25 protein-coding genes are annotated in these 27,000 nt (G+C 53.7%); 14 read left to right on the forward strand and 11 right to left on the reverse strand.

Features of this window, described 5'->3' with window-relative positions; translation table 11 throughout:
* Window positions 1-449: 449 nt before the first annotated feature.
* Window positions 450-1,112 carry an MlaC/ttg2D family ABC transporter substrate-binding protein gene (locus tag F6R98_RS15305; RefSeq protein ID WP_153249791.1) on the reverse strand — a complete coding sequence of 221 codons (663 nt, stop codon included), beginning with the start codon at window positions 1,110-1,112 and terminating at the stop codon, window positions 450-452.
* A gap of 110 nt (window positions 1,113-1,222) precedes the next feature.
* Between F6R98_RS15305 and hemB the strand changes: the two genes are divergently transcribed.
* The 12 genes from hemB (at window position 1,223) to F6R98_RS15365 (ending at window position 15,076) form a co-directional block, all read left to right on the forward strand.
* Window positions 1,223-2,242 (forward strand): porphobilinogen synthase, encoded by a 1,020-nt coding sequence (gene hemB / locus F6R98_RS15310; RefSeq protein WP_153249792.1) that lies wholly within the window; start codon window positions 1,223-1,225, stop codon window positions 2,240-2,242.
* Between the two features lie 25 nt (window positions 2,243-2,267).
* Window positions 2,268-2,828, forward strand: a complete 561-nt coding sequence (locus tag F6R98_RS15315) for a hypothetical protein (protein ID WP_153249793.1) — start codon at window positions 2,268-2,270, stop codon at window positions 2,826-2,828.
* Complete coding sequence (gene aroE / locus F6R98_RS15320; protein ID WP_153249794.1) at window positions 2,825-3,664, forward strand: shikimate dehydrogenase; 840 nt, start codon at window positions 2,825-2,827, stop codon at window positions 3,662-3,664. The genes F6R98_RS15315 and aroE overlap by 4 nt, the downstream gene beginning before the upstream one ends.
* 275 nt (window positions 3,665-3,939) lie before the next feature.
* On the forward strand, window positions 3,940-4,308 hold the full coding sequence (locus F6R98_RS15325) for a hypothetical protein (RefSeq protein ID WP_153249795.1): 369 nt from the start codon (window positions 3,940-3,942) through the stop codon (window positions 4,306-4,308).
* 117 nt (window positions 4,309-4,425) lie between these two features.
* Window positions 4,426-5,844: a nitrogen regulation protein NR(I) gene (gene ntrC, locus F6R98_RS15330; protein WP_153249796.1), complete on the forward strand. Its 1,419-nt coding sequence runs from the start codon at window positions 4,426-4,428 to the stop codon at window positions 5,842-5,844.
* Between the two features lie 574 nt (window positions 5,845-6,418).
* Window positions 6,419-6,508: a potassium-transporting ATPase subunit F gene (locus F6R98_RS15335; RefSeq protein WP_153249797.1), complete on the forward strand. Its 90-nt coding sequence runs from the start codon at window positions 6,419-6,421 to the stop codon at window positions 6,506-6,508.
* Window positions 6,508-8,316: a potassium-transporting ATPase subunit KdpA gene (kdpA, locus tag F6R98_RS15340; RefSeq protein WP_153249798.1), complete on the forward strand. Its 1,809-nt coding sequence runs from the start codon at window positions 6,508-6,510 to the stop codon at window positions 8,314-8,316. Before F6R98_RS15335 ends, kdpA begins: the two co-directional genes overlap by 1 nt.
* Before the next feature lie 17 nt (window positions 8,317-8,333).
* Window positions 8,334-10,400: a potassium-transporting ATPase subunit KdpB gene (kdpB, locus tag F6R98_RS15345; RefSeq protein ID WP_153249799.1), complete on the forward strand. Its 2,067-nt coding sequence runs from the start codon at window positions 8,334-8,336 to the stop codon at window positions 10,398-10,400.
* Window positions 10,401-10,412: 12 nt separating this feature from the next.
* A complete protein-coding gene (kdpC, locus tag F6R98_RS15350) occupies window positions 10,413-10,991 on the forward strand; it encodes a potassium-transporting ATPase subunit KdpC (protein WP_153249800.1) in 579 nt (192 codons plus the stop codon).
* Window positions 10,992-11,208: 217 nt separating this feature from the next.
* Entirely contained in the window at window positions 11,209-11,649 is a 441-nt protein-coding gene (locus tag F6R98_RS15355) for a potassium channel family protein (protein WP_153249801.1), read from the forward strand.
* Window positions 11,646-14,381 (forward strand): sensor histidine kinase, encoded by a 2,736-nt coding sequence (locus F6R98_RS15360; RefSeq protein WP_153249802.1) that lies wholly within the window; start codon window positions 11,646-11,648, stop codon window positions 14,379-14,381. The genes F6R98_RS15355 and F6R98_RS15360 overlap by 4 nt, the downstream gene beginning before the upstream one ends.
* A complete protein-coding gene (locus F6R98_RS15365) occupies window positions 14,381-15,076 on the forward strand; it encodes a response regulator (protein ID WP_153249803.1) in 696 nt (231 codons plus the stop codon). Before F6R98_RS15360 ends, F6R98_RS15365 begins: the two co-directional genes overlap by 1 nt.
* 280 nt (window positions 15,077-15,356) lie before the next feature.
* On the opposite strand, the gene F6R98_RS15370 is transcribed toward F6R98_RS15365, so the two are convergent.
* Window positions 15,357-16,001 (reverse strand): MarC family protein, encoded by a 645-nt coding sequence (locus F6R98_RS15370; protein WP_153249804.1) that lies wholly within the window; start codon window positions 15,999-16,001, stop codon window positions 15,357-15,359.
* A gap of 534 nt (window positions 16,002-16,535) precedes the next feature.
* Between F6R98_RS15370 and F6R98_RS15375 the strand changes: the two genes are divergently transcribed.
* Complete coding sequence (locus F6R98_RS15375; protein WP_194269970.1) at window positions 16,536-17,093, forward strand: hypothetical protein; 558 nt, start codon at window positions 16,536-16,538, stop codon at window positions 17,091-17,093.
* 518 nt (window positions 17,094-17,611) lie between these two features.
* On the opposite strand, the gene F6R98_RS21675 is transcribed toward F6R98_RS15375, so the two are convergent.
* The 5 genes from F6R98_RS21675 to F6R98_RS15395 form a co-directional block, all read right to left on the reverse strand.
* The gene (locus F6R98_RS21675) at window positions 17,612-17,803 is read right to left on the reverse strand and encodes a hypothetical protein (protein WP_194269971.1); all 192 of its coding nucleotides are present in this window, start codon (window positions 17,801-17,803) and stop codon (window positions 17,612-17,614) included.
* 281 nt (window positions 17,804-18,084) lie between these two features.
* Window positions 18,085-19,113 carry an HD domain-containing phosphohydrolase gene (locus tag F6R98_RS15380; RefSeq protein ID WP_153249806.1) on the reverse strand — a complete coding sequence of 343 codons (1,029 nt, stop codon included), beginning with the start codon at window positions 19,111-19,113 and terminating at the stop codon, window positions 18,085-18,087.
* The gene (locus F6R98_RS15385; RefSeq protein ID WP_153249807.1) at window positions 19,114-21,036 is read right to left on the reverse strand and encodes a sensor histidine kinase; all 1,923 of its coding nucleotides are present in this window, start codon (window positions 21,034-21,036) and stop codon (window positions 19,114-19,116) included.
* A 1-nt stretch (window position 21,037) separates the two neighbouring features.
* Window positions 21,038-21,460, reverse strand: a complete 423-nt coding sequence (locus F6R98_RS15390) for a type 2 periplasmic-binding domain-containing protein (RefSeq protein WP_153249808.1) — start codon at window positions 21,458-21,460, stop codon at window positions 21,038-21,040.
* The gene (locus F6R98_RS15395; protein WP_153249809.1) at window positions 21,460-22,548 is read right to left on the reverse strand and encodes a hypothetical protein; all 1,089 of its coding nucleotides are present in this window, start codon (window positions 22,546-22,548) and stop codon (window positions 21,460-21,462) included. Before F6R98_RS15395 ends, F6R98_RS15390 begins: the two co-directional genes overlap by 1 nt.
* A 312-nt stretch (window positions 22,549-22,860) precedes the next feature.
* On the opposite strand from F6R98_RS15395, the gene F6R98_RS15400 reads away from it, so the two are divergent.
* Complete coding sequence (locus F6R98_RS15400) at window positions 22,861-23,202, forward strand: hypothetical protein (RefSeq protein WP_153249810.1); 342 nt, start codon at window positions 22,861-22,863, stop codon at window positions 23,200-23,202.
* A gap of 220 nt (window positions 23,203-23,422) precedes the next feature.
* Here F6R98_RS15400 and chrA read toward each other — a convergent pair whose 3' ends face one another.
* The 4 genes from chrA to fabB form a co-directional block, all read right to left on the reverse strand.
* Complete coding sequence (gene chrA, locus F6R98_RS15405; RefSeq protein WP_153249811.1) at window positions 23,423-24,622, reverse strand: chromate efflux transporter; 1,200 nt, start codon at window positions 24,620-24,622, stop codon at window positions 23,423-23,425.
* A gap of 120 nt (window positions 24,623-24,742) precedes the next feature.
* Window positions 24,743-24,913 carry a hypothetical protein gene (locus tag F6R98_RS15410; RefSeq protein ID WP_153249812.1) on the reverse strand — a complete coding sequence of 57 codons (171 nt, stop codon included), beginning with the start codon at window positions 24,911-24,913 and terminating at the stop codon, window positions 24,743-24,745.
* On the reverse strand, window positions 24,910-25,791 hold the full coding sequence (ttcA, locus tag F6R98_RS15415; protein WP_153249813.1) for a tRNA 2-thiocytidine(32) synthetase TtcA: 882 nt from the start codon (window positions 25,789-25,791) through the stop codon (window positions 24,910-24,912). Before ttcA ends, F6R98_RS15410 begins: the two co-directional genes overlap by 4 nt.
* Window positions 25,781-26,998, reverse strand: coding sequence for a beta-ketoacyl-ACP synthase I (gene fabB / locus F6R98_RS15420; RefSeq protein ID WP_153249814.1), 1,218 nt, complete (start codon window positions 26,996-26,998; stop codon window positions 25,781-25,783). Before fabB ends, ttcA begins: the two co-directional genes overlap by 11 nt.
* Window positions 26,999-27,000: the final 2 nt, after the last annotated feature.

Here is a 27,000-nt window from a genome sequence, read left to right on the forward strand (position 1 = left end):
TGCCCCGGCTCATGCGTGCAATTGCCATGCGCGCTGACCAGGTTTTCGTACCGCCTCTTCAGCCGAGGTTCAAGCTTTAAAAAATCTGATTGCATACTACATATCATCGCAATTTATCCGACTTGTGTAGATACCTATGCCCTCAGGGAGAGGCGGGGTGAGGAAAACCTGGCTCTGCGCATGCGTTTGCATGATACGGGGCGACGCTTGCGCCATGACCGGTTAGTATTCGGTATAAACAGTTCATTCTATCCTTACGGCATAGCCCAGTACCGGCTCCGGGCTTGTCCAAGAATGAATGAAAACTGTCCGTCACGATGAAATCATCTCATGGTTAGACAGAGTTTGCCCCGAACATAGGCATAGCCGAAGCTATAGCGGGAAGATCAAACGACACGGACGAAGCGAATGCTCCGTCCGTGGTTGATAAACAGCAAAAGACGGGGAAGCTATGACGGGTTGGCAGTTGAAACTTTTCCGGAGGCGGCTTCGGCATTGCGCTGGGCCAATACCCCGATCAAACGATCCAGTGAACCGTAGCGCTCGATATCTCCGGTAAAACTGGTGCGGTAATTTTGCACCAGACTGATGCCTTCGATCAGGATATCGTAGACCTTCCAGTCATTATTGGTATTTTCCATCCGGTAACCCACGCGAACCGGTTCGCCATCCTTGCGCAATATCTCGGTCTTGACCTCGATACGCTTGGCACCCTCTTCGATTTCAAGCGGCGAATAGCGGATGGTCCAGTCTGAATACTCGGTGAATGCGGTGGTGTAAGTCCGCACCAGCAAGGTTCTGAACTCTTTCTTGAACGACTGTTTCTGCTCGGGGGTAGCGACCTTCCAATATTTCCCCAGAATCAGCATCGCCACCCGATCGAAGTCGACATGCGGATCGATCACGCTTTCGACAAAACTCACAGCCTTGGGAAAGCTGTTTTTATACTCGGGACGCTGCAACGTGGTCTGCAACTGCTTCGAAGTATCCTGAATAACCCGTTGCGGCGGAAGCAGGTCCGCATCGCCGGCCGATGCCGGAACCGGCGCGCCGAAATAACCCAAGGCGATCAATGAAAAAACCCCGGCCAGCAAAATATTGCTTAACTTCATATTTAAGTACTCTCGATTATAGCTATCATTGTATTATCATAACGCGCTGTTCAATAATACACCATCGCAATCACCCCCTGTACCCCCTTGGTCACAAACATTGGAAACCTATGCATCCAGCCAGCAACCCCGCGCTTTGTCTTGGCCGAAGGCCGCGCAGAATGCGCAAGGACGATTTCAGCCGCCGCTTGATGCGGGAAAATACGCTGACCGCCGACGACCTGATCTATCCGGTTTTTGTGCACGAAGGGCAAAATCGGCGCGTAGCGGTCGCCTCCATGCCGGGCGTGGAGCGCATCAGCGTGGACGAGCTCATCCGCGAAGCCGAGCGCGCTTATCAATTGGGCATACCCGCCATAGCACTGTTTCCGGTCACGTCCGAAGATAAAAAAAGCGGCGACGCCGCCGAAGCCTACAATCCGGACGGTCTCGCGCAACGCACCGTGCGCGCGCTTAAACAGGCGCTGCCGAAACTGGGCGTAATCACCGATGTAGCGCTTGACCCGTTTACGACGCACGGACAGGACGGACTGATTAGCGCCCAAGGCTACGTGCTCAACGACGAAACTGTTGAGGTTCTTGTCAAACAGGCGCTTTCCCATGCGGAGGCCGGGGCAGATATAGTTGCGCCGTCGGACATGATGGACGGCCGCATCGGCGCAATACGCGAAGCGCTGGAGGACGCCGGACATATCAATACGCGTATTCTCGCCTATTCGGCCAAGTATGCTTCCAGCTTTTACGGCCCGTTCCGCGACGCTGTCGGCTCCGCCGCCAGCCTCGGTCAGGCCGACAAATACAGCTACCAAATGGACCCGGCCAATTCCGATGAAGCACTAATGGAAGCAGAGTTGGATCTCTCCGAAGGCGCCGACATGATCATGGTTAAACCGGGCCTGCCTTATCTGGATGTGTTGGCCCGGATCAAGGAACGCTTTGCCGCCCCCACTTTTGTTTATCAGGTCAGCGGAGAATACGCCATGCTGAAAGCGGCGGCGGGCAACGGCTGGCTGAACGAAAAACAAACCGTTCTGGAAACCCTGCTGGCGTTCAAGCGTGCGGGAGCCGACGCCATTCTGAGCTACTACGCGCTGCAAGCAGCGCAATGGTTACGGGAAGGTCGGGGATAACTAAAGCTACTTATCGAGATACAACATGAAAAGACCTGAATCCCCTCAAAGCACCCTCCCTATTCAGGGCATTACACTGCTCATCATGATTGCATTCACACTGATCGGCGTGGCAGTCACCGATTATTCGCCGCAAGACGCATTCATTTACTGGATGGTCATGTTCCTGGTATTCGGTTTAACCTCCATCGTGGCCGGCTGGCACAGCGCGCACCTGCAGGTGCTGCTGGGGAGACAAAGCGCGGTCAAAAACCTGTTAAGGGAACAGTTCATGCACTGGTCAGGCGCGCTGGTCATAGTCTCCGCCCTGTTCAGCTTTGTAATGGCCGGACATATGACGCAGGAAGCGACCGGTCTCATGGTCATGCTGCTGCTGGGATTGACCACTTTCCTCGACGGGATACGCCTAGGCTGGCGCTTTTGCCTGACAGGCATTTATCTGGCGGTAGCGGTGGCAGCGGCCAACCTGCTGGAGAACTCCCTGCCGGCCCTGCTGGCGTTGGCGATCACGATCATCGGCGCCATTATTTACCTGCAACGCCGTAAAAGCGAACCGCCAACCGATATGAGTGCTCCACGATCATGAATACGACATTCGGCGTCGATCGCTACGCCGTCTTCGGTCATCCCATCGGCCATAGCAAATCGCCGCGCATACACACGCTTTTTGCCCAACAAACCGGGCAAACTATTGACTACAGGGCTCAGGACGTGATGCCGGAATCGTTCAACATGGACGTGGAAAGTTTCTTTGCAAGCGGAGGGAAAGGCTTGAACTGCACGGTGCCGCTTAAAGAGCTTGCCTTCAATCTCGCCTTACAAAAAAGCGAGCGTGCGCTTCATGCCGGCGCCGTCAATACCCTGATGATTGATGCAACGGGCCATTTGTGGGGGGATAACACCGATGGCGCAGGCCTGATATGCGATTTAACAATCAATCTGCAGTTGGATCTGAGCGACAAACGCTTGTTGATACTCGGCGCAGGGGGTGCCAGCCGCGGCATTATTCAACCGCTGCTGGAACAAAACCTTGCCAACCTCGTCATTGCAAATCGCACTGTAGAAAAAGCGCACGCGCTGGCAAAACAGTTCTCCGGTTCAGGGGCCCTGGCAACCTGCAGCTTCGATGCGCTGGCTGGTCAACAGTTCGATTTGATCATCAACGCCACATCCGCAAGTCTGAGCGATGAGCTCCCCCCTCTTTCCGGCTGCCCGCTGGCTGCCGACGGAGGCTGCTACGATCTGGCCTATGGCACGCAACCCACAGCATTTGTACGCTGGGGGCGGGAAAACGGCGCGTCTTTCAGCAAGGACGGCCTGGGCATGCTGGTCGAGCAGGCTGCACTGGCCTTTTATCTCTGGCGCGGGGTACGTCCCGATACAAGGCCCGTAATCGGTCTGCTGGAAAGCGAAAGAAAATAGACATGCATTGCATATCTTGACGCACTAAATTTATACGACCTTTTTATATCGCTTGCTGTAGCCTTCACATCCGTCAACCTGATTATCCGCGCAGGTTCCGACACCGTTATTTTTTTGTGGGGGTTATTATGGATTTCGCTTATCTGTCGCTTATTTTTCTGTTTCTTATTTTTATCATTTTGGGCGTAGCCGGCTACGACGTTGTCAAAATGAAAAAATACCATAAAACCATTCCCCCGTTGCAACGCGGTTCTCGTTGAGAGAGTATAAAAACCATGTCTGAACGAACTTATATTGGTATAGAAAATCAGAATAACCACGCATGGCGCGTCGTATTATTAACTGAACAAGGCAGCATCGTTTCAGGTATTTTTGAAAATACCTCCCTGGATATTGCTGCATTTTGCAAATATATTTCAGAATACTGCATCAAACCGAAAATATGCCTGAAATGGCGCGATGCGGGTGTTTTTGAGCTGATCTCGGTCATTTCAAGCATTCCCGATGTCGAGGTTATCCTGATGTCGGAAGCCGGCTTCAAGCTGCACAACGACTGGATCGCGCACAACAAAAACGAACTCGACATAAAAAAGTCTTTAACTTTGGCCAACCAACTGGCATATTGCGCAAAACGGTTTATTTAAGTTTGATCTGGTTGATGCGCTTGTTTTACCTTACAAGCATATATGGGGGGCTGGTAGTATGCGCGAGCATATTCTGACATACCGTATTTTCCGTATCTATTCCTGCACGAGCTCGATATGAGCGGCAGCCAGAGTTGGGTAGTGGATGACGACCGCTCCATACGTTGGGTGCTGGAACGGGCTTTACAGAAAGCAGATATAAAACCGCGCTGTTTTCCCAACGCGGGCCTGTTGCTTAATGCGCTGGAAAGCTCTGCTCCCGATGCCATTCTAACCGATATACGCATACCGGATATGGATGGTTTTACGCTGTTGAAACGGCTTAAAGCCTCCCATCCCGCCATTCCAGTCATCATCATGTCGGCGCACTCCGACCTGGACAGCGCAGTCTCCGCGTTTCAGGGCGGTGCCTTCGAATACCTGCCCAAACCTTTCGATCTGGACGACGCGGTCGGTCTGATCCGCCGCGCCTGCAGTCAGGGCCGGCGGCAGCGTCAGGAGCGCAACGAGATTTCGGATCTGGCCCCAGCCAAAACCCCGGAAATTATCGGCGAGGCGCCGGCGATGCAGGAAGTATTCCGCGCTGTCGCGCGTCTGGCGCGTTCGCATATCACGGTGTTGATCAACGGCGAGTCCGGCACCGGCAAGGAGTTGGTGGCAAGGGCTCTGCACCGGCACAGTCCGCGCGCCAACAAGGCGTTTATCGCGCTGAATATGGCCGCGATACCGCGCGACCTGCTGGAGTCTGAGCTGTTCGGGCATGAGCGCGGCGCATTCACCGGCGCGCAATCGCGGCGCGCCGGGCGTTTCGAGCAGGCCGACGGCGGCACGCTGTTTCTGGATGAAATCGGCGACATGCCCGCCGAGCTGCAAACGCGTTTATTGCGCGTGCTGGCGGACGGCGAATTCTTTTCGGTGGGCGCGCATACGCCGACGCGCGTCGACGTGCGCATCATCGCCGCCACGCATCAAAACCTCGAAACCCTGGTTGCACAGGGACGTTTCCGCGAGGATTTGTTTCACCGCCTGAACGTGATACGCGTGCATATTCCGCCGATGCGCGAACGGCGCCAGGATATCCCGTTGCTGCTCAGGCACTTCCTGCTGGAAGCCAGCCGGGAGCTGGGCGTGGACGCAAAGGTACTATTGCCCGACGTCGAAGAATACCTGTGCCGGCTCGATTGGCCTGGTAACGTCAGACAGCTCGAGAACACCTGCCGCTGGATTACGGTGATGGCGGCGGGGCGCGAGGTGCATCTCGACGACCTTCCACCCGAATTGCTGCAGATCCGGCAGCATGAAACCGTTGCATTGGCGGAGGGCGGCTGGGAAGCAGCTTTCAAGCGCTGGGTATACGACAGTCTGAGCCGGGGCGGACACAATGTCGCCAGGGACGCCATAGACGTTTCGGAGGGTATACTGATTACTACCGCGCTACAGTTTACGCGCGGGCGCAGACAGGAGGCGGCAAAGCTGCTGGGCTACGGCAGGAATACGCTGACGCGAAAAATCAGCGAATTGAAACTCGGCGTGTAGTTAAGGATACGGCTAAAACAAACTTCCCGGATCTGTACTATCCTGTTTTTTGGTGAATGCGCCAAGCCTATCCACCCTACTCGATAACGCCAGCCTATCGCAGGGCGGACAAGCGCAGCCCATCCGCCGTACAACCTTCCGCGCAACCGGGTACGGGAGTTATAGTTGACCTGAATACCACGCCGGAGCGCAATAAACTCCCTGCAGGAGTTGGCTTTAGCCCGCGAGCGACTTTTTACTCGCGGGCCAAAGTCCGCTCCTGCAATAAATTCAGCCTAAGCGATCATGGCGCAAGCGCCGCCCCCCTATCATACACAACGCTTGCGCCACGAACGGTTTCCCTCACCAAGCTTCTTCGGTGGGAGATATGGCCGCCAAATTTATACAAACTTTTTACACTGCTTGCTGTAGGCTTTTTCAACCGTCGACCTGACGCTCCGTACAGGTTTTGTACGCAAAAACTCTTGAAAGATGTGGAGGTTATTATGGATTTCGCGTATCTGTCGCTGATTATTATCTTTTTCATTGTCAGCATCCTGTTTGTTTTAGGGTGCGATATTCTGGGAGAAAAACAATGAGCTGGTTATATCTTCTGAGTGGCGGCGTTGCCTGCGCAATATTCGCCTATTTACTGGTGGCGCTATTTTATCCGGAGAAATTCTAATGACCGGTAATGCACTGATACAAATCTCGGTCTATATTTTCGCGCTGCTGCTGCTTGCCAAGCCGCTCGGCAGTTACATGGCGCGCATCTACGAAGGCAAGTTCGGCGCTTTTACGCGCATACTGACCCCTATTGAAAACCTGATTTACCGCGCTAGCGGGGTCGATCCCGCGCAAGGCATGCGCTGGACTCAATATGCGCTTGCCATGCTGGCGTTCAATCTCCTCGGCCTCCTCGCCGTTTACGCATTGCAACGGCTGCAGTTGCTGTTGCCGCTGAATCCGCAAGGCTTGCCGGCAGTGACGCCTGACTCGGCATTTAACACCGCCATCAGCTTCGCCACCAATACCAACTGGCAGGGTTACGGCGGCGAAGCCACCATGAGCTATCTGACTCAGATGCTGGGTCTGACCGTGCAGAACTTCGTTTCCGCCGCAAGCGGCATGGCGGTTCTGGTTGCGCTGATACGCGGATTCAACCAGAAAAATACATCGACGCTGGGAAACTTCTGGGTCGACATGACGCGCAGCACGCTCTACATCCTGCTGCCGCTGTCGTTCATTCTGGCTTTGGTTCTGGTGGGCCAGGGCGTTGTTCAAACCTTCAAACCTTATCAAACAGTGCCGTTGGTCGAGTCTTATACCTATGATCAGGCCAAACTCGGCGATGACGGGCTGGCGCTCAAAGATGCGAACGGCGAACCGGTCACGGAAAAGCAAACCGCTACCGAACAAACCATCGCAGTCGGCCCTGCCGCATCGCAGGTAGCAATCAAGCAGCTCGGCACCAACGGCGGCGGCTTCTTCAATGTGAACTCAGCGCATCCGCTGGAAAATCCGACGCCGCTTTCCAACTTTCTGGAACTCCTGTCGATACTGCTGATACCCGCGGCGCTCTGCTATACCTTTGGCGTAATGGTTGGCGATACGCGCCAGGGCTGGGCGATCCTGTCAGCCATGACCATCGTACTCGTGGTGGCTATCTTCATCACGGTCGGCGCAGAGCAGGGAGGCAATCCGTTACTGGCTGAATTGGGCGTCGACCAGATCAACTCGCCGTTACAGGCGGGCGGCAACATGGAAGGCAAGGAAACGCGCTTCGGCATCACCAATTCTTCGCTCTGGTCAGTAGCCACCACGGCGGCGTCGAACGGATCGGTCAACGCGATGCACGACTCCTTTACGCCGATAGGGGGCCTGGTGCCAATGGTGATGATGCAGCTGGGCGAAGTTATTTTCGGCGGCGTCGGCTCCGGACTGTACGGCATGATCGTGTTTGCAATGGTCGCCGTGTTTGTGGCGGGCCTGATGATAGGCCGCACCCCGGAGTATCTGGGCAAAAAGATCGAAGCCTACGAAATGAAAATGGCCGCCATCGTGATACTGATTCCTCCGTTGATCGTACTGGTCGGGACGGCGGTTGCGGTCATTGCTGCGGCGGGCAAAGCGTCGGTATTCAATCCAGGGGCGCATGGTTTCAGCGAAATTCTCTATGCGTTTTCCTCGGCCGGCAACAACAACGGCAGCGCTTTCGGCGGACTCTCTGCCAACGTACCCTTTTATAACGCGATGCTCGGCATAGCCATGTTTTTTTCACGCTATTGGCTGGCGATTCCAGTACTGGCAATCGCCGGTTCTTTTGCCGCCAAAAAGACGGTGCCGGTGGGCGTAGGCACATTGCCCACCCATACGCCATTATTTGTTGTGCTGCTGATCGGCACCGTGCTATTGGTCGGCGCCCTCACCTTTGTGCCCGCCCTGGCATTGGGGCCGGTGATTGATCACCTGCATATGCTCGGCCTGCATTGATCGTCTGGAGAATATTAATGAGTAAAAAATCCTTATCCCTTTTCGATGCGGACATCGTACAGGTAGCCCTGGTTGACTCCCTGAAAAAACTGACGCCGGGCCAGCAGATCAAAAACCCGGTGATGTTTGTAGTCTATGTCGGCAGTATCCTGACTACCATCCTCTGGCTGCAGGCGTTGACCGGACAGGGCGAAGCGCCGGCCGGCTTCATACTGGCCGTTACCTTATGGCTATGGTTCACGGTATTGTTCGCCAACTTTGCCGAAGCGGTAGCGGAAGGACGCAGCAAGGCGCAGGCCGCCTTTTTGCGTAGCGCCAAGCGCGACATCGCCGCCAAAAAGCTGAGCTCGCCGGCCTACGGCTCCGCCCACTCGCTTGTTCCGGGCGCCAGTCTGAGACGCGGCGACGTGGTGCTGGTGGAAATGGGCGATTTCATTCCCGGCGACGGCGAGGTCATCGAAGGCGTAGCCTCCGTGGACGAAAGCGCGATTACCGGCGAAAGCGCGCCGGTAATCCGCGAATCGGGCGGCGACTTCAGCTCGGTAACCGGCGGCACCCGTGTTTTGTCCGACTGGCTGGTGGTGCGTATCAGCGTCAATCCGGGAGAAACCTTTCTGGATCGCATGATAGCTATGGTCGAAAGCGCCAAACGCCAGAAAACGCCCAACGAAATCGCGCTGACCATACTGCTGGTCGCGTTAACGCTGGTCTTTCTGTTCGCCACGGTTACCTTACTTCCGTACTCGGTTTACAGCGTGGAAACATCCGGTGACGGTCACCCGGTTACCATCACCGTACTGGTAGCGCTGCTGGTCTGCCTGATACCTACAACCATAGGCGGGTTGCTTTCCGCGATCGGCGTCGCCGGCATCGGACGCATGATGCAGAAAAACGTCGTCGCCACTTCCGGTCGCGCGGTGGAAGCTGCCGGCGACGTCGACGTGCTGCTGCTCGACAAAACCGGCACCATTACCCTCGGCAACCGTCAGGCGTCCACCTTTATCCCGGTCAAAGGCGTGCTAGAACGCGACTTGGCCGACGCCGCGCAATTAGCCTCGCTGGCCGACGAAACACCTGAAGGCCGCAGCATCGTGATTCTGGCCAAACAGAAATTCGCGCTACGCGAACGCGATGTGCAGTCGCTGGGCGCGACCTTCGTGCATTTCAGCGCGCAGACGCGCATGAGCGGCGTCAACCTGAACGACCGGCAAATCCGCAAAGGCGCCGCCGACGCGATCCGTCAATATGTCGAAGATCAGGGCGGCAGATTTCCGGACGATATCAGCAACCTGGTGGACGATGTCGCACGGCGCGGCAGCACACCGCTGGTCGTGGCCGAAGGCGCGCGCGCCCTCGGAGTAATCGAGCTGAAGGACATCGTCAAAGGCGGCATCAAGGAGCGTTTTGCCGAACTGCGTCAAATGGGCATCAAAACCATCATGATTACCGGCGACAACCGCCTGACCGCCGCCGCTATCGCGGCTGAAGCGGGCGTCGACGATTTTCTGGCGGAAGCCACGCCTGAAGCCAAGCTGCGCCTGATACGCGATTACCAGTCCAACGGACGTCTGGTCGCAATGACCGGCGACGGCACCAACGACGCGCCGGCTCTGGCGCAAGCTGACGTCGCAGTGGCGATGAACAGCGGAACGCAGGCCGCCAAGGAGGCCGGCAACATGGTGGATCTGGACTCCAATCCCACCAAACTGATCGAAATCGTCGAAACCGGCAAGCAGATGCTGATGACGCGTGGCGCGTTGACCACATTCAGTATCGCCAACGATGTCGCCAAATACTTTGCGATTATTCCGGCAGCGTTTGCGACGACCTACCCTGCGCTCAATGTGCTGAACGTGATGGGACTGGCCACGCCCGCCAGCGCGATATTGTCGGCGGTGATATTCAACGCGCTGATCATCGTCGCATTGATTCCGCTGGCGTTGAAAGGCATCAGCTATAAACCGGTCGGCGCTGCAACCCTGCTGCAGAACAATCTGCTGATTTACGGCTTGGGCGGCTTGCTAATTCCGTTTGTCGGCATAAAGGCGATTGATCTCGTACTGGTTGCCCTGGGTCTAGTTTAAGGAGGAAAACCTATGTTTACACAACTCAAACCCGCCGTCATCATGCTGTTCCTCTGGACAGCGATAACCGGCGCTATCTATCCAATGCTGGTCACCGTACTGTCTCAAGGCCTGTTTCCATCCCAGGCGAACGGCAGCCTGCTGAAAAACGCGCAGGGAAAACCAGTGGGTTCGGCCTTGATCGGCCAGCCGTTTTCCGACACCCGCTACTTTTGGGGCAGACCATCGGCGACTTCGCCGATACCGGACAACGGCGCGGCATCCAGCGGTTCCAACCTGGGACCTACCAACCCGGCGCTGGCCGATGCAATCAAGGCCCGGATTCAGGCGCTGAAAGAAGCCGATCCGAAAAATCAGGCGGCTGTGCCGATTGACCTGGTCACGGCATCCGGCAGCGGTCTGGACCCTCACATCAGCCCTGCGGCTGCGCGCTATCAACTCAACCGGATAGCCCAGGCAAGACGCATCAGCGCCGCCAAGGTTTCGGAACTGATAGAAGCGCATACGGAAAAAAGATTCTGGGGTTTGCTGGGAGAACCGCGCGTCAATGTGTTGAAACTTAACCTCGCGCTGGACGGGATGTGGTTTTAACCGGGGTTTATTGTATACAATCGGTAAGGTACGCCATGCGTACCTTACGCGGCTTGAGGATATGGTTAAAATAATTTACGGTTTGCAGCCCCCATCGACAAGGTTCTCCCGAGCGTAGTCGATAAAGCAGGATAAACGGAGATGACGAACCAAGTTTTTTTACCATATCCTTAATGCCAGGAATTAAAGATTTATGTAGATCAAAGAGAACATCATCATGAATGCACTTTCGGAATGCCGCAACGCCATCGCATGGATAAGCGGTTTCAAAGTCAAACGCAAAAAAGACCTGATGCATCTGCTGTTGCTTGCCCTGATGGCGAGCGTAGGCACAGGCGTCATCCTCTCCGTCATCGATCCCGCCATCCATAACCCGTTCGACGGCATCTGGGCGGCATGGGGCACGATGACGCATGTCGGCTTCGGCGACGTGGTGCCGACCTCATTTTTCGGACGGCTGCTGACGGGACTGCTGATCCTGGTCGGAATCATCCTGTTTGCGCTGTTTACCGCGATCATTTCGGCGGAATTGATCGGACGCGACGTGCATACGCTGGGTAACGATGTCGGACGTGTCGAAGGCGCAGAAAACCAGATACTGCACGAAATCAAACGCTTGCACGAACGCCTGAACGAGCTAGAGAAAAAGCTCCCGTGAACGACATACGCCCGAACCCGGACGAACTGCTTGCGCGCGTCGAACGCGACAAATCGCGCGCGCGCCGCGGCCGCCTGAAAATCTTTTTCGGCGCCGCCGCCGGCGTAGGAAAAACCTACGCCATGCTGCTGGCGACACGCGAAAGAAGAGCTGAGAACATCGATGTTCTGGTCGGCCTGGTCGAAACGCACGGACGTAAGGAAACACTGGCGCTGCTGGAAGGGCTGGAGGTGCTACCCCCGCGCCAAATCGAGTACCGGGGCAAAACCCTGCACGAGTTCGATCTGGATGCCGCGTTGAAACGCAGACCCTCCATCATCGTCGTAGACGAATTGGCGCATAGCAACGTAGCCGGTTCGAGACACCCCAAACGCTGGCAGGATATAGAAGAACTGCTGGAAGCGGGTATCGACGTTTATACCGCCCTGAATGTACAGCACCTCGAAAGCCTGAACGATATCATCGGTCAAATTTCCGGGATACGCGTCTGGGAGACCGTACCCGACACGGTGTTCGAAGGCGCAAATGAAGTCGAGCTGGTCGATCTTCCGCCCGACGAGCTGCTGGTACGGCTCAAGGAAGGAAAAGTCTATTTGCCCCAGCAGGCCAGAGAAGCCGTCAATAATTTTTTCCGCAAGGGCAACCTGATTGCGTTGCGCGAACTGGCATTGCGGCAGACAGCCAATCGCGTCGACGCGCAAATGCTCGATTACCGCGAAGACAATGCGATACGCGATATTTGGCAAGTCAGCGAGCGCGTAATGGTTTGCATAGGTCCCAACGCGGCGCTGGCCGAACGTCTGGTGCGAGCGGGAAAGCGCTTCGCAAACGGCTTGCGCGCGCCGTGGATCGTGCTCTATGTGGAAACCCCTGAGCTGCAGCGCCTGCCCGCCGAGGAGCGTGACGCGGTATTGCGCATCCTGCGCCTGGCGGAACAGCTCGGTGCGGAAAGCGCCACCCTGAGCGCGCCGGATATGAGTCAGGCCATCATCCGCATCGCACGGGAACGCAACGTCAACAAACTGGTGATGGGCAAACCGTCGCGGCGAGGATGGAAACGCTGGCTGCTGGGCTCGGTAGTCGATACCCTGATCGGTCAGGCTCACAATATCAACATCTATTTGCTGGGCAGCCCCCAGGGCGAAGAACACACGACCTACAACATTCCAGGACTATCTACGCCGCGGCGTGCGCCGTTACCCGGCTTGACTACCCGGATTGCCAGTAAAAAAACCGGCTATATATGGGCGCTATTGGTAACTCTGGTCAGCACCTTGCTGGCGCGCCTGATGTTCGAACGCTTCGAGCTTGCCAATCTGGCCATGGTCTACCTGCTCGGCGTGGTTTATATCGCAACGCGCTATGGCCGAGGCCCGTCCGTGCTGGCGTCGGTGCTGGGCGTGGTCATGTTCGACCTGTTTTTCGTTACGCCGAGCTATACTTTTTCGGTTTCCGACACGCAATACCTGTTCACCCTGGTCGCGATGCTGACCGTCGCCATGCTGGTCAGCCACCTGATGGCCAACGTACGCTCGCAGGCCAAGGTAGCCTCGCACCGAGAGCGCCGGGCAACCGTACTCTATGCAATCAGCAAGGAACTGGCGAGCAGCCAGACCGAGGCGGATGTCGTCAGTACCGCGGTCCGCCACATCTACGCTGAATTCGGCAGCCGCAATGTGATTCTGTTGCCTGATCATAACGGCCACATAGTCAACCCCTGCGGCCGCAGCATGAAGGAATCGCTGCATAAAACCGATCTGAGTATCGCGCAATGGGTTTTCGACCACAATGAAATGGCCGGACAAGGCACCTATACCCTGCCGGGCGCGAAAGCCATCTATTTCCCGCTCAGCAGTGACGAAAATACCGTAATGGGCGTACTGGCCCTGCTGCCGGTCAACCTGCGCCGCATATTCCTGCCGGAACAGCAAAAGCTGCTGGAAACTTTTTTACGCCTGATTGCCCAGGCGATCCACCGCCTGCGCATGGCCGAGCAAACCAAAAAGGCGCATATGCAAATGGAGGCGGAACAACTTCGCAACTCACTGCTAAGCTCGATATCGCACGATTTGAGAACGCCGCTGGCGACCATCGTCGGATCGGCCAGCGCATTAGTGGATGAAGAGGCCAAAATTTCGCGCCAGGACAAGCTCGAACTGAGTCACGCCATTTATGCCGAGGCCTTGCGCATGTCAAACCTGGTCAACAATATCCTCGATATGGCGCGGCTGGATGCCGGCGTTGTGGAACTGAACAAACAATGGCACCCGGTAGAGGAAATCGTCGGCACGGTTTTGACGCGACTGCAGAAACACCTGGAGTCGAGACCACTCAAGGTTTCCATGCCGCCGGGCCTGCCGATGGTATACGCCGACGCGGTGATGATCGAACAAGTGCTGATCAACCTGCTGGAAAACGCGTTGCGCTATACGCCCGACCGCTCCGCACTGGAAATTCTCGTGGAAAGCTCGAGCGAAGCTGTCTACATTTCGCTTGCCGACAGAGGCCCCGGCTTGCCGCCGGGACAGGAAAACCGCTTGTTCGAAAAATTCGCGCGCGCCAAGCACGAAGCGGCGCAAAGCGGCGTCGGGCTGGGGCTGGCCATTTGCCGCGCGATCGCCGAAGCCCATGGCGGCACCATGACGGCAAACAACCGGCCTAACGGCGGCGCCATATTCACGCTGAAATTACCCTTGGAGCAGACCCCGCCGACGCTGGCAGGTGAACAGTAATGGATACGGCCGAAACCGTCATCCTGGTGATAGAGGACGATCCTCATATCCGAAAATTTCTGAAGACCGGGCTGGCCACGCATAACTTCAAAATTTTTGAAGCGACAACGGGGCGGGCCGGCGCCACCGAAGCCTTGGACAGAAAACCGGATCTGATCATACTGGATCTGGGCTTGCCCGATATGGACGGCGTACAGGTCGTGCGGGAATTGCGGCAATGGACGGCGCTGCCTATTATCATTCTGTCGGCGCGCAGTACGGAGCAGAGCAAAATCGAAGCGCTCGATGCCGGGGCGGACGATTATCTTATCAAACCATTCAGCCTGGGTGAATTGCTGGCGCGTATCCGGGTTGCACTCCGTCATGCGGTCAGCACGCGCGAGCAGGATCAATCCGGCAGCTTCGAACATGAGGGGCTCAAGGTTGACCTGATCAACCGCGCGGTATATATCGACGGGCAGGAAATTCATTTAACTCCGATCCAATACCGCCTGCTCGCGATGATGGTCAGAAATGCGGGACGCGTATTGACGCACCATCAGATACTCAAGGAAATCTGGGGGCCGACATTTACCGACAACGCGCATTATCTGCGTATTTACATGAGTCAGCTCAGACAAAAAATCGAATCCGATCCGGCCCAGCCAAAATATCTATTAACCGAATCGGGCGTCGGTTACCGGCTAAAGGTGTAAATCAGTGCGTCCCTTTTACTCAAAAAGGACACACGCTTCCGCGATTTTATCACTGTTCAATATCACCGAATAGACTGCTATTCAACAAAATAGGCTGCGGGAAAGGATGATAGCGCAATCAAGCCACCACCGTCGGCCCTGATCGTAGTAGCCCAAGAGGGATGGATTCGCTTCGTAGTTGATAGATGGACAAGCTTCCGCGCGTCCCTACATACTTGCCCGCAAAACCAAAGCCGGTAGATGCATAATTCCCGATTTTAAACATAAGTAATCTGAACAGTTATGCTGCCAGCACCAGCATCGGAAAAACCTCGACCAGCCCTTGGGTGATGTACTCAACCGCAATGGATAAAATAATCAGGCCGAATACGCGGGTTATCACATTCATACCGGTAGTCCCCAGAAAATCAGCGATTTTGTCTGCCATAACCAGACACAGCAGCACAGCCAAAGCCACAGTAGCAATAACACAACACGCGATTAAATCATAGCTCCATGAATTGTTCAGACTATGGGAGACAATAACGGTACTCATGGCTCCAGGACCACTCAACAGAGGAATTGCCATCGGCACGATAGCAATAGACTCTTTACCAAACGATTCTGCTCGTTCTTCCGGTGTATTCCGGGAACGGTCGTGAGAAGCCTGAAGCATGGAAACGCCCATAAACGAAATAACAATACCGCCTGCAATTTGAAATGCTGGAATACTGATACCAAAAAGCTCCAGCAAAAATTTCCCAGTTATCAGAGTAATCAACAATACCGCACCAACCGCCAGCGCACAAACACGGGCTACTTCCCTCCGCTCCTCAGGGCTTCGATGTACAGTCAGACTAATGAACAACGGAATGGCGGCAATAGGATCTACTACCGACAGGAGACCGGCAAGCAGTTTGATATATTCATCAAATTCAAACATCATTTTTCTCCGGCGGTATCTCAGCGTTCATCACAAATCATCACAAGAAATATTCACAGTAGAATACCGAGGCTCATCATCGCTAGGACACAAAAAAGCGTTAACTCTCATTATTTCCATAAGACCATTAATTACTTCCGACATAATCCTGTTCGCATAGCCGCACGACTCATAATCTATTTAATTTCAATTAGACCATATATTCGGCACAATCGGCAAGTATCCTCGCATTACTGACAGTTGATTTAGAATTGCGGTACCTGTTCAACCGTAATTTATACTGTTAAAATCCTGTCCGCGCAACAAACCATGGCTTTGTAATTATTCTGCAATCACGACAGTATTCGCAGAGCGCTTCGTTTACTTCATGGCGAGACCGCCTCATAGCAACCGTTATTTTCCACATGTAAAACAAGGTGCAAACAGATGATGTTGAGTACAAAATCCAGTTTTCAGCTAACGAGGTGATACTTGTAAAGTACCCGCTGCTTTCAGGGAGCGACTGAACGGCTACCAGTTTCAGCGTAAAATAAAACCGTGCATCAAAACAAACATAAACCTATGGGAAAAATTATGAACGCATCCTATCGCAAAGGAAAAGAGCCAAAATCGTTCGATTATTTGGCAAAAAAACTGATATATTTAGTTGAGTTAAACAGTGAAAGAAGCGATTTCCATCGCTCTGGAAATGCAGCCAAATCAGCAAGCGCTTCATTTATCTCACTAAGAAACAGCTTTAATGCCCTACTACTGCCTCTTCAACGCGACAATAAGCTTAGTTTTTATATTAACGCAATGAATACAGAGCAGGTTATGAATATCAAATTGAACATACTGGAACAATGTAACATAGATATTACATTGAGACTGGACGGAGAAAGACTGGAATCCTTTCAGACGGTTAGCACGCTCGACAAGACGACAGAAGAGACAAACAATATTTCGTTCACCATTGACCTGGATAAACGCGACATACCGGTATGGGTTTCTCAGGAAAAAGATGTCGTTCCCACAACGGGCCTGGCGGAATTTATATTAAAATACTACATGGCCATAGCTATTGACTTGTACCCGGCTTTTGGCTCTATCCGATAGTTACCGGCAACGAAAAAGCACCGTTCGATTATCGGTGCCGGCACATAATACATAATAAAAACGCCTTTGTAAAACAAGGAACCCCGTTTATCTGAAACTGCAGGAGGATTAAATAAGCACTTTTGAGCGCGATGTAAACCGTATAAACTATCCGATGCTAAAACAGTAGAGGACGGTGGCAATCAATAAGCCATGCCATCACCCGATTGTCATATCCTGCCGTGACTGCAAAACGCTTATAGGCGACTGCGCAGCCGACTGGCGCTCGGCATACCTCAAAATATTCCCATCTCGAAATATGCGCGCCCCAAAATGCTGACGTGCCTAAAGAGTTATCTGGATCCCGCTCAGCAACAAATCGCCGCATCGCTGCAAGTATGAAAAACAGCAACAAACGAAACATCAAGAGGGCGAAAAGTGACTTTTGCAACCTTCAGCGCCACAACAAAGCAAGCGCTCCAGCGTGAATCGCTCCTGTAGTGAGCCCCGAACACTCAATTCACGCTGTCAACTCGTGTTTACGCTGTTACGTCAATGTTATGGCCAAGACTGCCGTGCGGCTTGCCGACATGTACGATAGGGGCGGAAGCGGCTGGAGCAACTTGCGCAGTAGACTCCAGGGCTTTCGCAAACTGCTGTTGCTGCAAGTGGCTGACACTGCTCAAAGATTGAGCTAAAGTGGCGGAATAGCCATTGATTGATACACTCACAGTTACCCCCCCTCTTATAATTCGACAAGTTATGGTTTAATAGATAACAGATGCGGATCGAACGGTGTCGACGCAACAAACATGATAGCGATGTTGCTTACCGGTCATTACCTTCGTGTCTAATTTTAAACAATATCTACTACGCATTCCATCGTCTGCTTCAGGTTTACAATCCATCGGTGAACTTTTCCTTAAAGTTTCGACAACTATGCAGCATACGGCGACGAAAAGGAAGCGAGGGGACCGGATGGCATGGATGGACGCAGTTCGGGCTCCCTCGGTTAAACGGCTTTTTTGGGGTGAAACCGGGCGACTGCCGCCTCTTCACCCATATCCAGAATTGCCCTCAACTCACCGGTTTCGAACAGTTTCTGCATCTGAACCACGATATCCGGGTCGAACATGATACTTTTTTTATCATTAATTTCCGCCATCGCCCGTTCAACAGGCCACGCGTCCTTGTAGGGGCGTTTGGTGGTCAGCGCGTCGAACACATCGGCAACTTTTACGATTCGCGCCGATAAGGGTATATCGCTGCCTTTAATTCCATACGGATAACCGCTGCCATCATAATTTTCATGATGACCGGCGCATATTTCGCGGGCAGTGCCGTAAAACATATTGCCGCCTAAAATACGAACGCCGGCCATGGAATGGGTTTTCATCACCACCCATTCATCATCGGACAGTTTCCCCGGTTTCTTAAGAATCTCGTCCGGGACGGACAGTTTGCCGATATCATGCAACATGCTCATCAGCCCCATATGCTCAGCCTGCTCGGCCGGTACACCCATCGCAATCGCCAGCGTTTCAGTATAATGGCGTACACGGTAAAGATGGCTGGAAGTATCTTCGTCCTTGCCTTCGGCTGCGATGCACAGCATAAGGACCGCGTCTTCATAGGCAGACTCCAGTAAACCTTGCGCCTCATCAAGCCGGCGTTTCAAATCGTATGCATCAAGCGCACGCGCAACGGTAAAGCTCAGCTCTTGCGGATCCCAGGGCTTGGCGACGTATTTATAAATATGCGCTTCATTAACGCAAGCCACCAACGATTCCATGTCCGAATATCCGGTCAACAGAATGCGCACTGCATCAGGCTGCTTGAACAACGCATGCTCTAAAACCTGCTCACCGGTAACGCCGGGCATGCGTTGATCGCAAATAATAAGATGAACCGTTTGTTCGTTCAATATCGATATAGCTGCACTACCATTATCAGCGGTAAGCACATTGTAGCCTTTGCGAAATGCCCGGCGCAAAGCGGCAAGAACATCCGGGTCATCGTCAACAATAAGAAGAGTATGCATCTAACTCGCCCTCTGCGAAATAAGCGGAATGGAAATAATAAAGGTGGTGCCTTTATCAACATCGGATTCAACAGTCAGTGTTCCATGGTGCTTTTCTATAATTCCATAGGAAATGGATAATCCGAGCCCCGTGCCTGTACCCACATCCTTGGTAGTAAAAAAAGGATCGAATATTTTCTCCTTTACCGCATCGGATATACCGATACCGGTATCGCGGATAGTGACGACAGCGCAATCGCCCTGCCTGGCCGTTTTGACAGTAATAACGCCCTCTTTCGGTATTGCCTGTATCGCATTGGCCAGTATATTCATAAAAACCTGATTTATTTCTCCTGCGCAGCAATCCACCATTTCATTGAGTTTATAATCTTTTTCAATAACAACGCGATTTTTATAGAGATGCTGCAGCATTTGCAAGGTCGAATTCAGTCCGTCCTCGATCAATACGCTTTTAACTTCGCCCTGATCGAGCCTGGAAAAATTTCTAAGCGCCAGCACGATATTTTTTATCCTTTCCGCGGCCTGTTGCTGACTGCCTATTAACTGCTCCAAATCGTCAACAATAAAATCATAATCAATTTCGCCGAGAAGCTTTTGAAGCTTCTCCCGCCCATCGCCCGTCATACACTGTCGCTGCGCAAAATCCAGCGTGTTCTTTATATCGTCGATATATTCCTTCAACGGCTTCATATTCGCATAAATGGCGCCGACTGGATTATTGATTTCATGAGCTATGCCGGCAACCAGCTGCCCTAAGGATACCATTTTCTCCGACTGCACCAGATGGGCCTGCGCGGACTGCAGTTTCTTCAGTGCCTGCTGGAGCTCTGTCGTCCTTTCATTAACCTGTATTTCCAGATTTGCATTAAGATTTTCAAGCTCCTTTTCCACCGACGCCTGTTTCGCAAATGCAGCCGCCAGCTTCTCCGCCATCCGGTTGAATGCATATCCCAGATTGGCTACCTCATCCTGACCGGAAACGACTACTCTGACCGATAAATCATTTGAATCCTCGACATTTACAATCGTGGATGTCAGTTTCTTGATCGGACTAACCATATGGCGGCTTAACAGCATTACCAGCAATATCATGGGGAACGCAACGGAACCGGCAGCGATAAACAAATCCAGCATCAATTGTTCCAGAGGTGCTCGCGCAACATTTTCCGGGACAAATGCGGCAATCTGAAATTTGAAATTACCTATCTCCATGGGAGAAGAAATCGAGCCCAGGTAGCGCTTCCGATCGAACACCCATAGCTTTTGCGCGGAAAAACCGTCCTCGACGGGAATGGACCTGACCCCTGTGTCGGTAAACAGGTCGGCATTGTTCATGGTGGATACGCGCAACGCAAAATTGGTTTCCGCAGGTTGCAAGGTACGGCTGACATCCTCCCAGGAGTGCGTCATGACCAGATAGCCCTGCTCAGGCAATTGCGGCGCTCTAAGCGACGCGGCATGCGCAATGATGTCGCCCGCTATGTAATCGACATGATGCTTGAAAATAAACCTGTAATCATTCTCAGGCAGCCATTGTCCGGGCATCGGATTACCAAGCACGCCCGCCTGGGTAGATGCAATCAATACCTTTTTCGCATTAAAAACGTACAGATCGCCGTGTAAATGGTAATAATTTTTCAGATTCAGCAGTTCCATGCCGATGCGTTTATCCAGATCGTCCACCACCACATCCAGCATCACGGAAGAGCTGAGCCAGGACATGAGATTGATACGCTCGAACTGCAGAATACGGTTAAGCTCGTCAGCCTTGTGATCGGCGATATCGGTCAGATTATGATTGATTTGCAGATCGATTTTATTGGCGAAGGCATGAAAAACAACAGCGCTTAATGAAGCGGTTACCAGCAATACGCTAAAACTGACAAACACAGCCAGCCGGATCGACAATGAAAATCTGGACATATCAGTTACCAGGAAACTGCTGAATTATTTTTATCTGCGGATTTTGCGGCCTGGTTTCCACATAACCAATAGCTCCCTTAACTCTCTCTACAAAGAGAATAACCGCCTGTTCGGAGTTCTGGATTATTGGCGGATTAACCCCCCTGAACAGCATTTCATCCCAATAACTACTCAATTTTTCAGGAGAACTGTTGAATATCGCAGATGTAAAACGGCTTCTGACAGTACTCTGCGCCGGGAGATTAATCGGCATTATATTATCGCCATTCGTCCAGCTTCGTTTCTTCAGCAAATAAATGGAAGCTATATCGTTTTTATCCAGCTGTTCCTGATGCAAATCCTTGTTGACGATAATATAGATATCCGCCTGCACCGGCAATACCGAAAATAATAGCAACAGGAATGGCAGGAAAACGCGCGTCATCAAAACAGCACCGCAACCGCACCGAATACTCCGGTTTGAATCTGCTGGTCATACACGGTACCCGGCACCTGATTCGCCCCGGAAGACGTCTGCTGCCATTCCAGTTTGATGGAATAATGGCTCTCAGGACGCCAAACCAGACCGATCAAACCGATATCGACGGGATCGCTTTTATAGGCAAACTGAAAATGCTCAAACCTGCCAATGGCATGAAAACCATAAAACAAAGGGATAGCCATTTGCAAATAACCGCCCCAATCGGCTGAATGCGCCAACGGGGTCGGGTAATATACGTGCGTATAAAGCAACTCCGTTTCCAGCTCGAAATATCGGTGTTTCCAGTTGGCGTCGAAACTGACGCCTGCATGACTGGAGTCAACACTGTTGCTGTTTTGCAAGCGCGCATATTGCAGCTCGATACCGGCGTAAAACTCCAGATCCTCGTGCAAAGTCCAGCGTCCGCCGAATGTAGTCTGATAACCGGGCTGATTGGGTCCTATGGAAACCGGCAGGAATTCAGTATAGGGCTGAACATAGACCTCCACGGCATGTCCGGACATCAGATCGAATTCGTGGCGCGCCTGCAGACCGGTTATATAGTTGGCTACCGAAGAAGCCGAGGTTATCGGTCTGTTGACGGTCCAGACCAGCGGCGAGGCATGTATCAGGTTCCAGTGATTGATCGGCGCTAGAAATTTGCCCGCGCGTAAGGTATCGCTCTCGGTGACTTCGAAATCGTTATATAAACGCTCGATTGTCAGTTGCGCGCTATTGAACTGCGCGCCCTTTCCCTCAACCCACAACGGAGCGGCGTATATTTCCGCCTCCATGAAGGGGTTTATCCAGCGATTGATTCTGGCCGAAACGAACAGCGCAAGATCGTCCAGCGTAATCGAAGCCTGCGCGTTCTTTGGTCCGGCGCCCTCCAGATTGACATACCCGGAAAAACGCCATCTATCGAAAAACGAGGGTTCGGCGTCTGCCGCCGAAAGTTCTTTATGCTCGTCCAGCCATTGCGCTTGCCACTGATCGAAAAACGAAGGCTGATCGCCGGCGCGCGCTACCGAGCCGCACGCAAGCAGTATCATGCCGAGCAGTGCTGCTGAAACCCGGACTAAGACTTGTCCGGATTTGTACTTACATGAGAGCAAATATCAGTCCTATGAATCGTGATAAGCAACTATCGGGGTTGCAGCCTCTGCAAACCATCATCATCTGTTGTTGCTATTGTAAGCGTAATCGATGCAATGCGGGCAAACCGAGCTCCGTCTACGGACGAAAAGTGTATCCAGGTCTTCGCAGCAATTAAGTGAGAAAGGATGGAAAGGCTATTACGATTGTTTGAGCCGATAGCAACCTGACAACTTTAAGCTGCGATAGCGTATGTCGATCTGGATCCGGTGCGCGCCGGGATTGCCGAAACACTGGAAACTTCAGAACTCACCTCGATACAACAGCGCATAGCCGATTTGTCCGGCATGGGCGCGGCATCCGGCAACAATCCACGAAATGCGCAGAACTCCGGCAACCCATACGCCGAAACGTCTACCTGGGCGGCGCTGATGCCGTCCGACGCCACCAGCCGTAGCGGCTGGGCGCATCCGTTTGCGTTCGAGGGCTATCTGGAGTTGATCGGCTGGCGCGGCCGCGCGTTGCACCCCACCAGGCGCGACTTTATCCAGGAAGACCAGGCGAAGTTACGGAATCGTCTCGGGTTTCGAAGACAAAACGTTTATCAATGATTTTGCCGATCACATTCAGAAAGCGTTTGGTTCCGCGATAGGCGTTCCGGCGGCAGAGTAAGTATCTTCGCGGAGTCCGAATGGCGAGAAAGATGTTTGCAGCTGCGCAAGCGGCATGGCGTTTCTAAGGGAAACGTACGAGAAAGCCAAACGAAACAAACACAAACGCACCCGCTTTGTATACCCGGCACAACCTCCGCAAGCTCCTGCAGTATAGAAATCACGCAATTTTGCAATAAAAAACCAGATAACCAAAACCGGCGCCCGCAAGGATTAACCAACCCGAGTTAACCCGGTAACGGAACAACAAGAAAACCGATGCCAGGGCAAGCAAGCCGGTGAAGCAGTCTACCATTGTCGTCGCCCCCAGCCGCCAGGTTACGATTGCCATCAGCGCGAGCGAAGCGACATTCACGCCATCCAGGAATGCGCCGGCAATTGCGGATTTGCGTAGCCTCGGTACGAATGGCCCGCTGATCGCGACAAAGAAAAATGCAGGGATGAAAATGCCGGCTGTGGCTACTACCGCTCCCTTCGTACCAGCCAACACATAGCCGATGAACGTGGCGGTGGTGAACACCGGCCCCGGAGTGATCTGGCCAACGGCAATCGCATCCATGAGCTGGGCGTCGGTCAGCCAGTGCCAGCGTTCGACCAGATCGGCATTAAGAAAGGCCAGCAGCACGTAACCACTGCCGAACAATATGGAACCCACCTTGGCGAAGAATAAAAACAGCGTCCAGAGGTTGAACGGCATGGATACGGCGGCGGCTCCGGCAACGCCCGCAGCCGAAATGAACGGGAAAACCGGCGCGATGCCCAGCAAAGGCGGGCGAGACCCGAATACTGCGTTTCGCCATGCTTTCCCGGCCCGAACACCCGCCACGAGCAGTCCTGTGCCAAAAAGAACGGCGAGTTCATCAGCGCCGAAAAAAATCAGCCCGACGCCGAGCAGCCCGGCCAAGGCCAGCCCCGTATTTTTGACCGCAGTGCAGCCCAGCCCCCACAAGGCTTGGACAATCACTGCGATGATGACGGGTTTAACGCCGTAGAGCAGCCCTTCGGTTTGCGGCAGCTCGCCAAATCGAACGTAGGCCCAGGCGATGACGCCGACGATCAGCGTTGCAGGCAAAATGAAGCAGCATCCGGCAATCACCAGGCCCGCCCATCCAGCGCGGCGATGGCCGATGTGTATGGCCAATTCAGTGGAGTTCGGACCGGGAATCAGGCTGGTCGCACCGAGCAAATCGAGAAACGCCTCGCGCGTGAGCCATCGCCGCCTACGCACGACCTCGTCTTCCATCATCGCAATATGCGCAGCCGGACCGCCAAACGCCGTCGTACCCAAGTGGAGAAACAAACCGGCGAGTTCAAGCAACCGGTACAGCCAAAGGCTGATATTACGTACTTTCTCTGTCATGCCCACGATCCCGGCAACACGCTCGGCCGAACGTCAGGATAAACACAGGCCGGGCGAGCATACCCGGCAAGACCGCCAGGCATCGAACAGATTGCGCTGCGCCTGCGTCAGCTTTATTCATTATTTCGTCAAATCGCGGTAAGTACGGAAAAAAGAAAAGGCGGAGTAAATCATCACAGCAAACAATACCCACTCTTCCACCGACACGGCGGCCGGATCGTCATCCAACACGATCATCGCAATGGCCGAAACCGTAAATAGTGAGAAATAACTCAACAGCGTCAACATCATGCCCCCCAAAGCTCCAGCGCTTCCTGCTCGCTGCCTTCGGTATCGGCGACCTGCAGATCTGAGCGTAGCGATTCCAGACCGGCAAAGTCGAACAGCGCCACGTCCGCCAATTGCGAGGGCGCCACGTTCTGCAACGCGCTGAAAATGGTTTCCGACCGTCCCGGCGCCTGCTTTTCCCAGGATAACAACATTTCCTTCATCGCCTGACGCTGAAGGTTTTGTTGCGATCCGCAAAGATTGCACGGAATAATCGGAAAATCCTTGGCCTGCGCATAGCGCGCGATATCCTTTTCCTTGCAAAAAGCCAGCGGACGAATGACGATGTGCCGCCGGTCGTCGCTCAGCAGCTTGGGCGGCATGGATTTAAGGCTGCCGCCATGAAACAGATTCAGAAAAAATGTTTCAAGTATATCGTCGCGATGATGGCCCAACGCGATTTTGGTTATACCATGCTCGCCGGCATAGCGATACAGCATGCCGCGTCTGAGCCTGGAACACAGCCCGCAAGTGGTTTTCCCTTCGGGGATCACCCGTTTAACGATACTGTAGGTGTCTTTTTCAATGATATGAAACGGGACGCCTCTGGCGCTCAGGTAACCCGGAAGCACATCTTCCGGGAAGCCGGGCTGTTTCTGGTCGAGGTTCACGGCGACGATATCGAAATGCACCGGCGCGTTGACTCTCAGACTCAACAGCATATCGAGCAGCGTATAGGAATCCTTGCCACCGGAAAGACAAACCATGACGCGGTCGCCTTCCTCTAACATCCGGTAGCGGGCAATGGCTTCGCCCGTCAGCCGGCGCAAACGTTTTTGCAGTTTATTGAACTCGTACCGCTGCTTTTCGTTAAGCGCCTGTGCAGCCGGCTTAGCCTGCATACCGCTGAAAGATCAATGTCGCATTGGTGCCGCCAAAACCGAAGCTGTTGGACATGACGGTATCAAGCCGAGCATTGTCAACACGCTCGCGCACCACGGGCACGCCTTCCGCGCCGGGATCCAGTTGCGTGATATTAGCGGAGGCGCTGATAAATCCTTCCTGCATCATCAGCAGCGAGTAGATCGCTTCATGCACGCCGGCGGCGCCCAGCGCGTGACCGGATAACGATTTTGTCGATGCGATTGGCGGCACCTGGTCGCCGAAAACTTCCTTGACCGCCTGCAACTCCTTGATATCGCCGATAGGCGTACTGGTGCCGTGGGCGTTGATGTAGTCAATTTGCCCCCGGGTGGTCGCCATAGCCAGACGCATGCAGCGCACCGCGCCTTCGCCCGAAGGCTGCACCATGTCATAACCGTCGGAAGTGGCTCCGTATCCCACCACCTCGCCGTAAATTTTCGCGCCGCGCGCCTTGGCGTGCTCCAGTTCTTCCAGCACCAGCACACCGCCGCCTCCGGAGATCACGAAGCCGTCGCGCGTCTCGTCGTAAGGCCTGGAAGCGGTCAGCGGATTATCGTTATATTTCGAAGACAAGGCGCCCATCGCGTCGAACAGCACGGTCATGGTCCAATGCACTTCCTCGCCGCCTCCGGCGAACACAACGTCCTGCTTGCCCAGTTGAATCTGCTCGGCGCCGTTGCCGATGCAATGCGCGCTGGTGGAGCAAGCGGAGCTGATGGAGTAATTCACGCCCTTGATCTTGAACGGCGTCGCCAGACACGCGGAGTTGGTGTTGGACATGGCGCGCGGCACCATGTACGGTCCGACCTTTTTTACGCCCTTTTCACGGAAAGTATCCCACGCAAGCAACATGTTCGAGGTCGACGGCCCACCCGATCCCATGATCAGACCGGTGCGCGGATTCGAAACGTCGGACTCTTCGAGTCCGGAATCCTGTATGGCTTCCTGCATCGCGACATAATTGAACGCCGCGCCGTCCCCCATGAAACGCCGCGCCTTGCGGTCGATCAAATCTTCCAGCGCGATTTTAATAGGCCCATGCACATGGCTTCTGAAGCCCAGCGTCTGGTACTCTTCGCTGAATGCGATACCCGAGCGCCCCTCGCGCAAAGACTCGGCAACAGCCAGTTTATTGTTACCCAAACTGGAAACGATACCTACACCGGTTACGACTACACGTCTCATAA

This window comes from Candidatus Methylospira mobilis (assembly GCF_009498235.1).
In the GTDB taxonomy this organism is placed as follows: domain Bacteria; phylum Pseudomonadota; class Gammaproteobacteria; order Methylococcales; family Methylococcaceae; genus Methylospira; species Methylospira mobilis.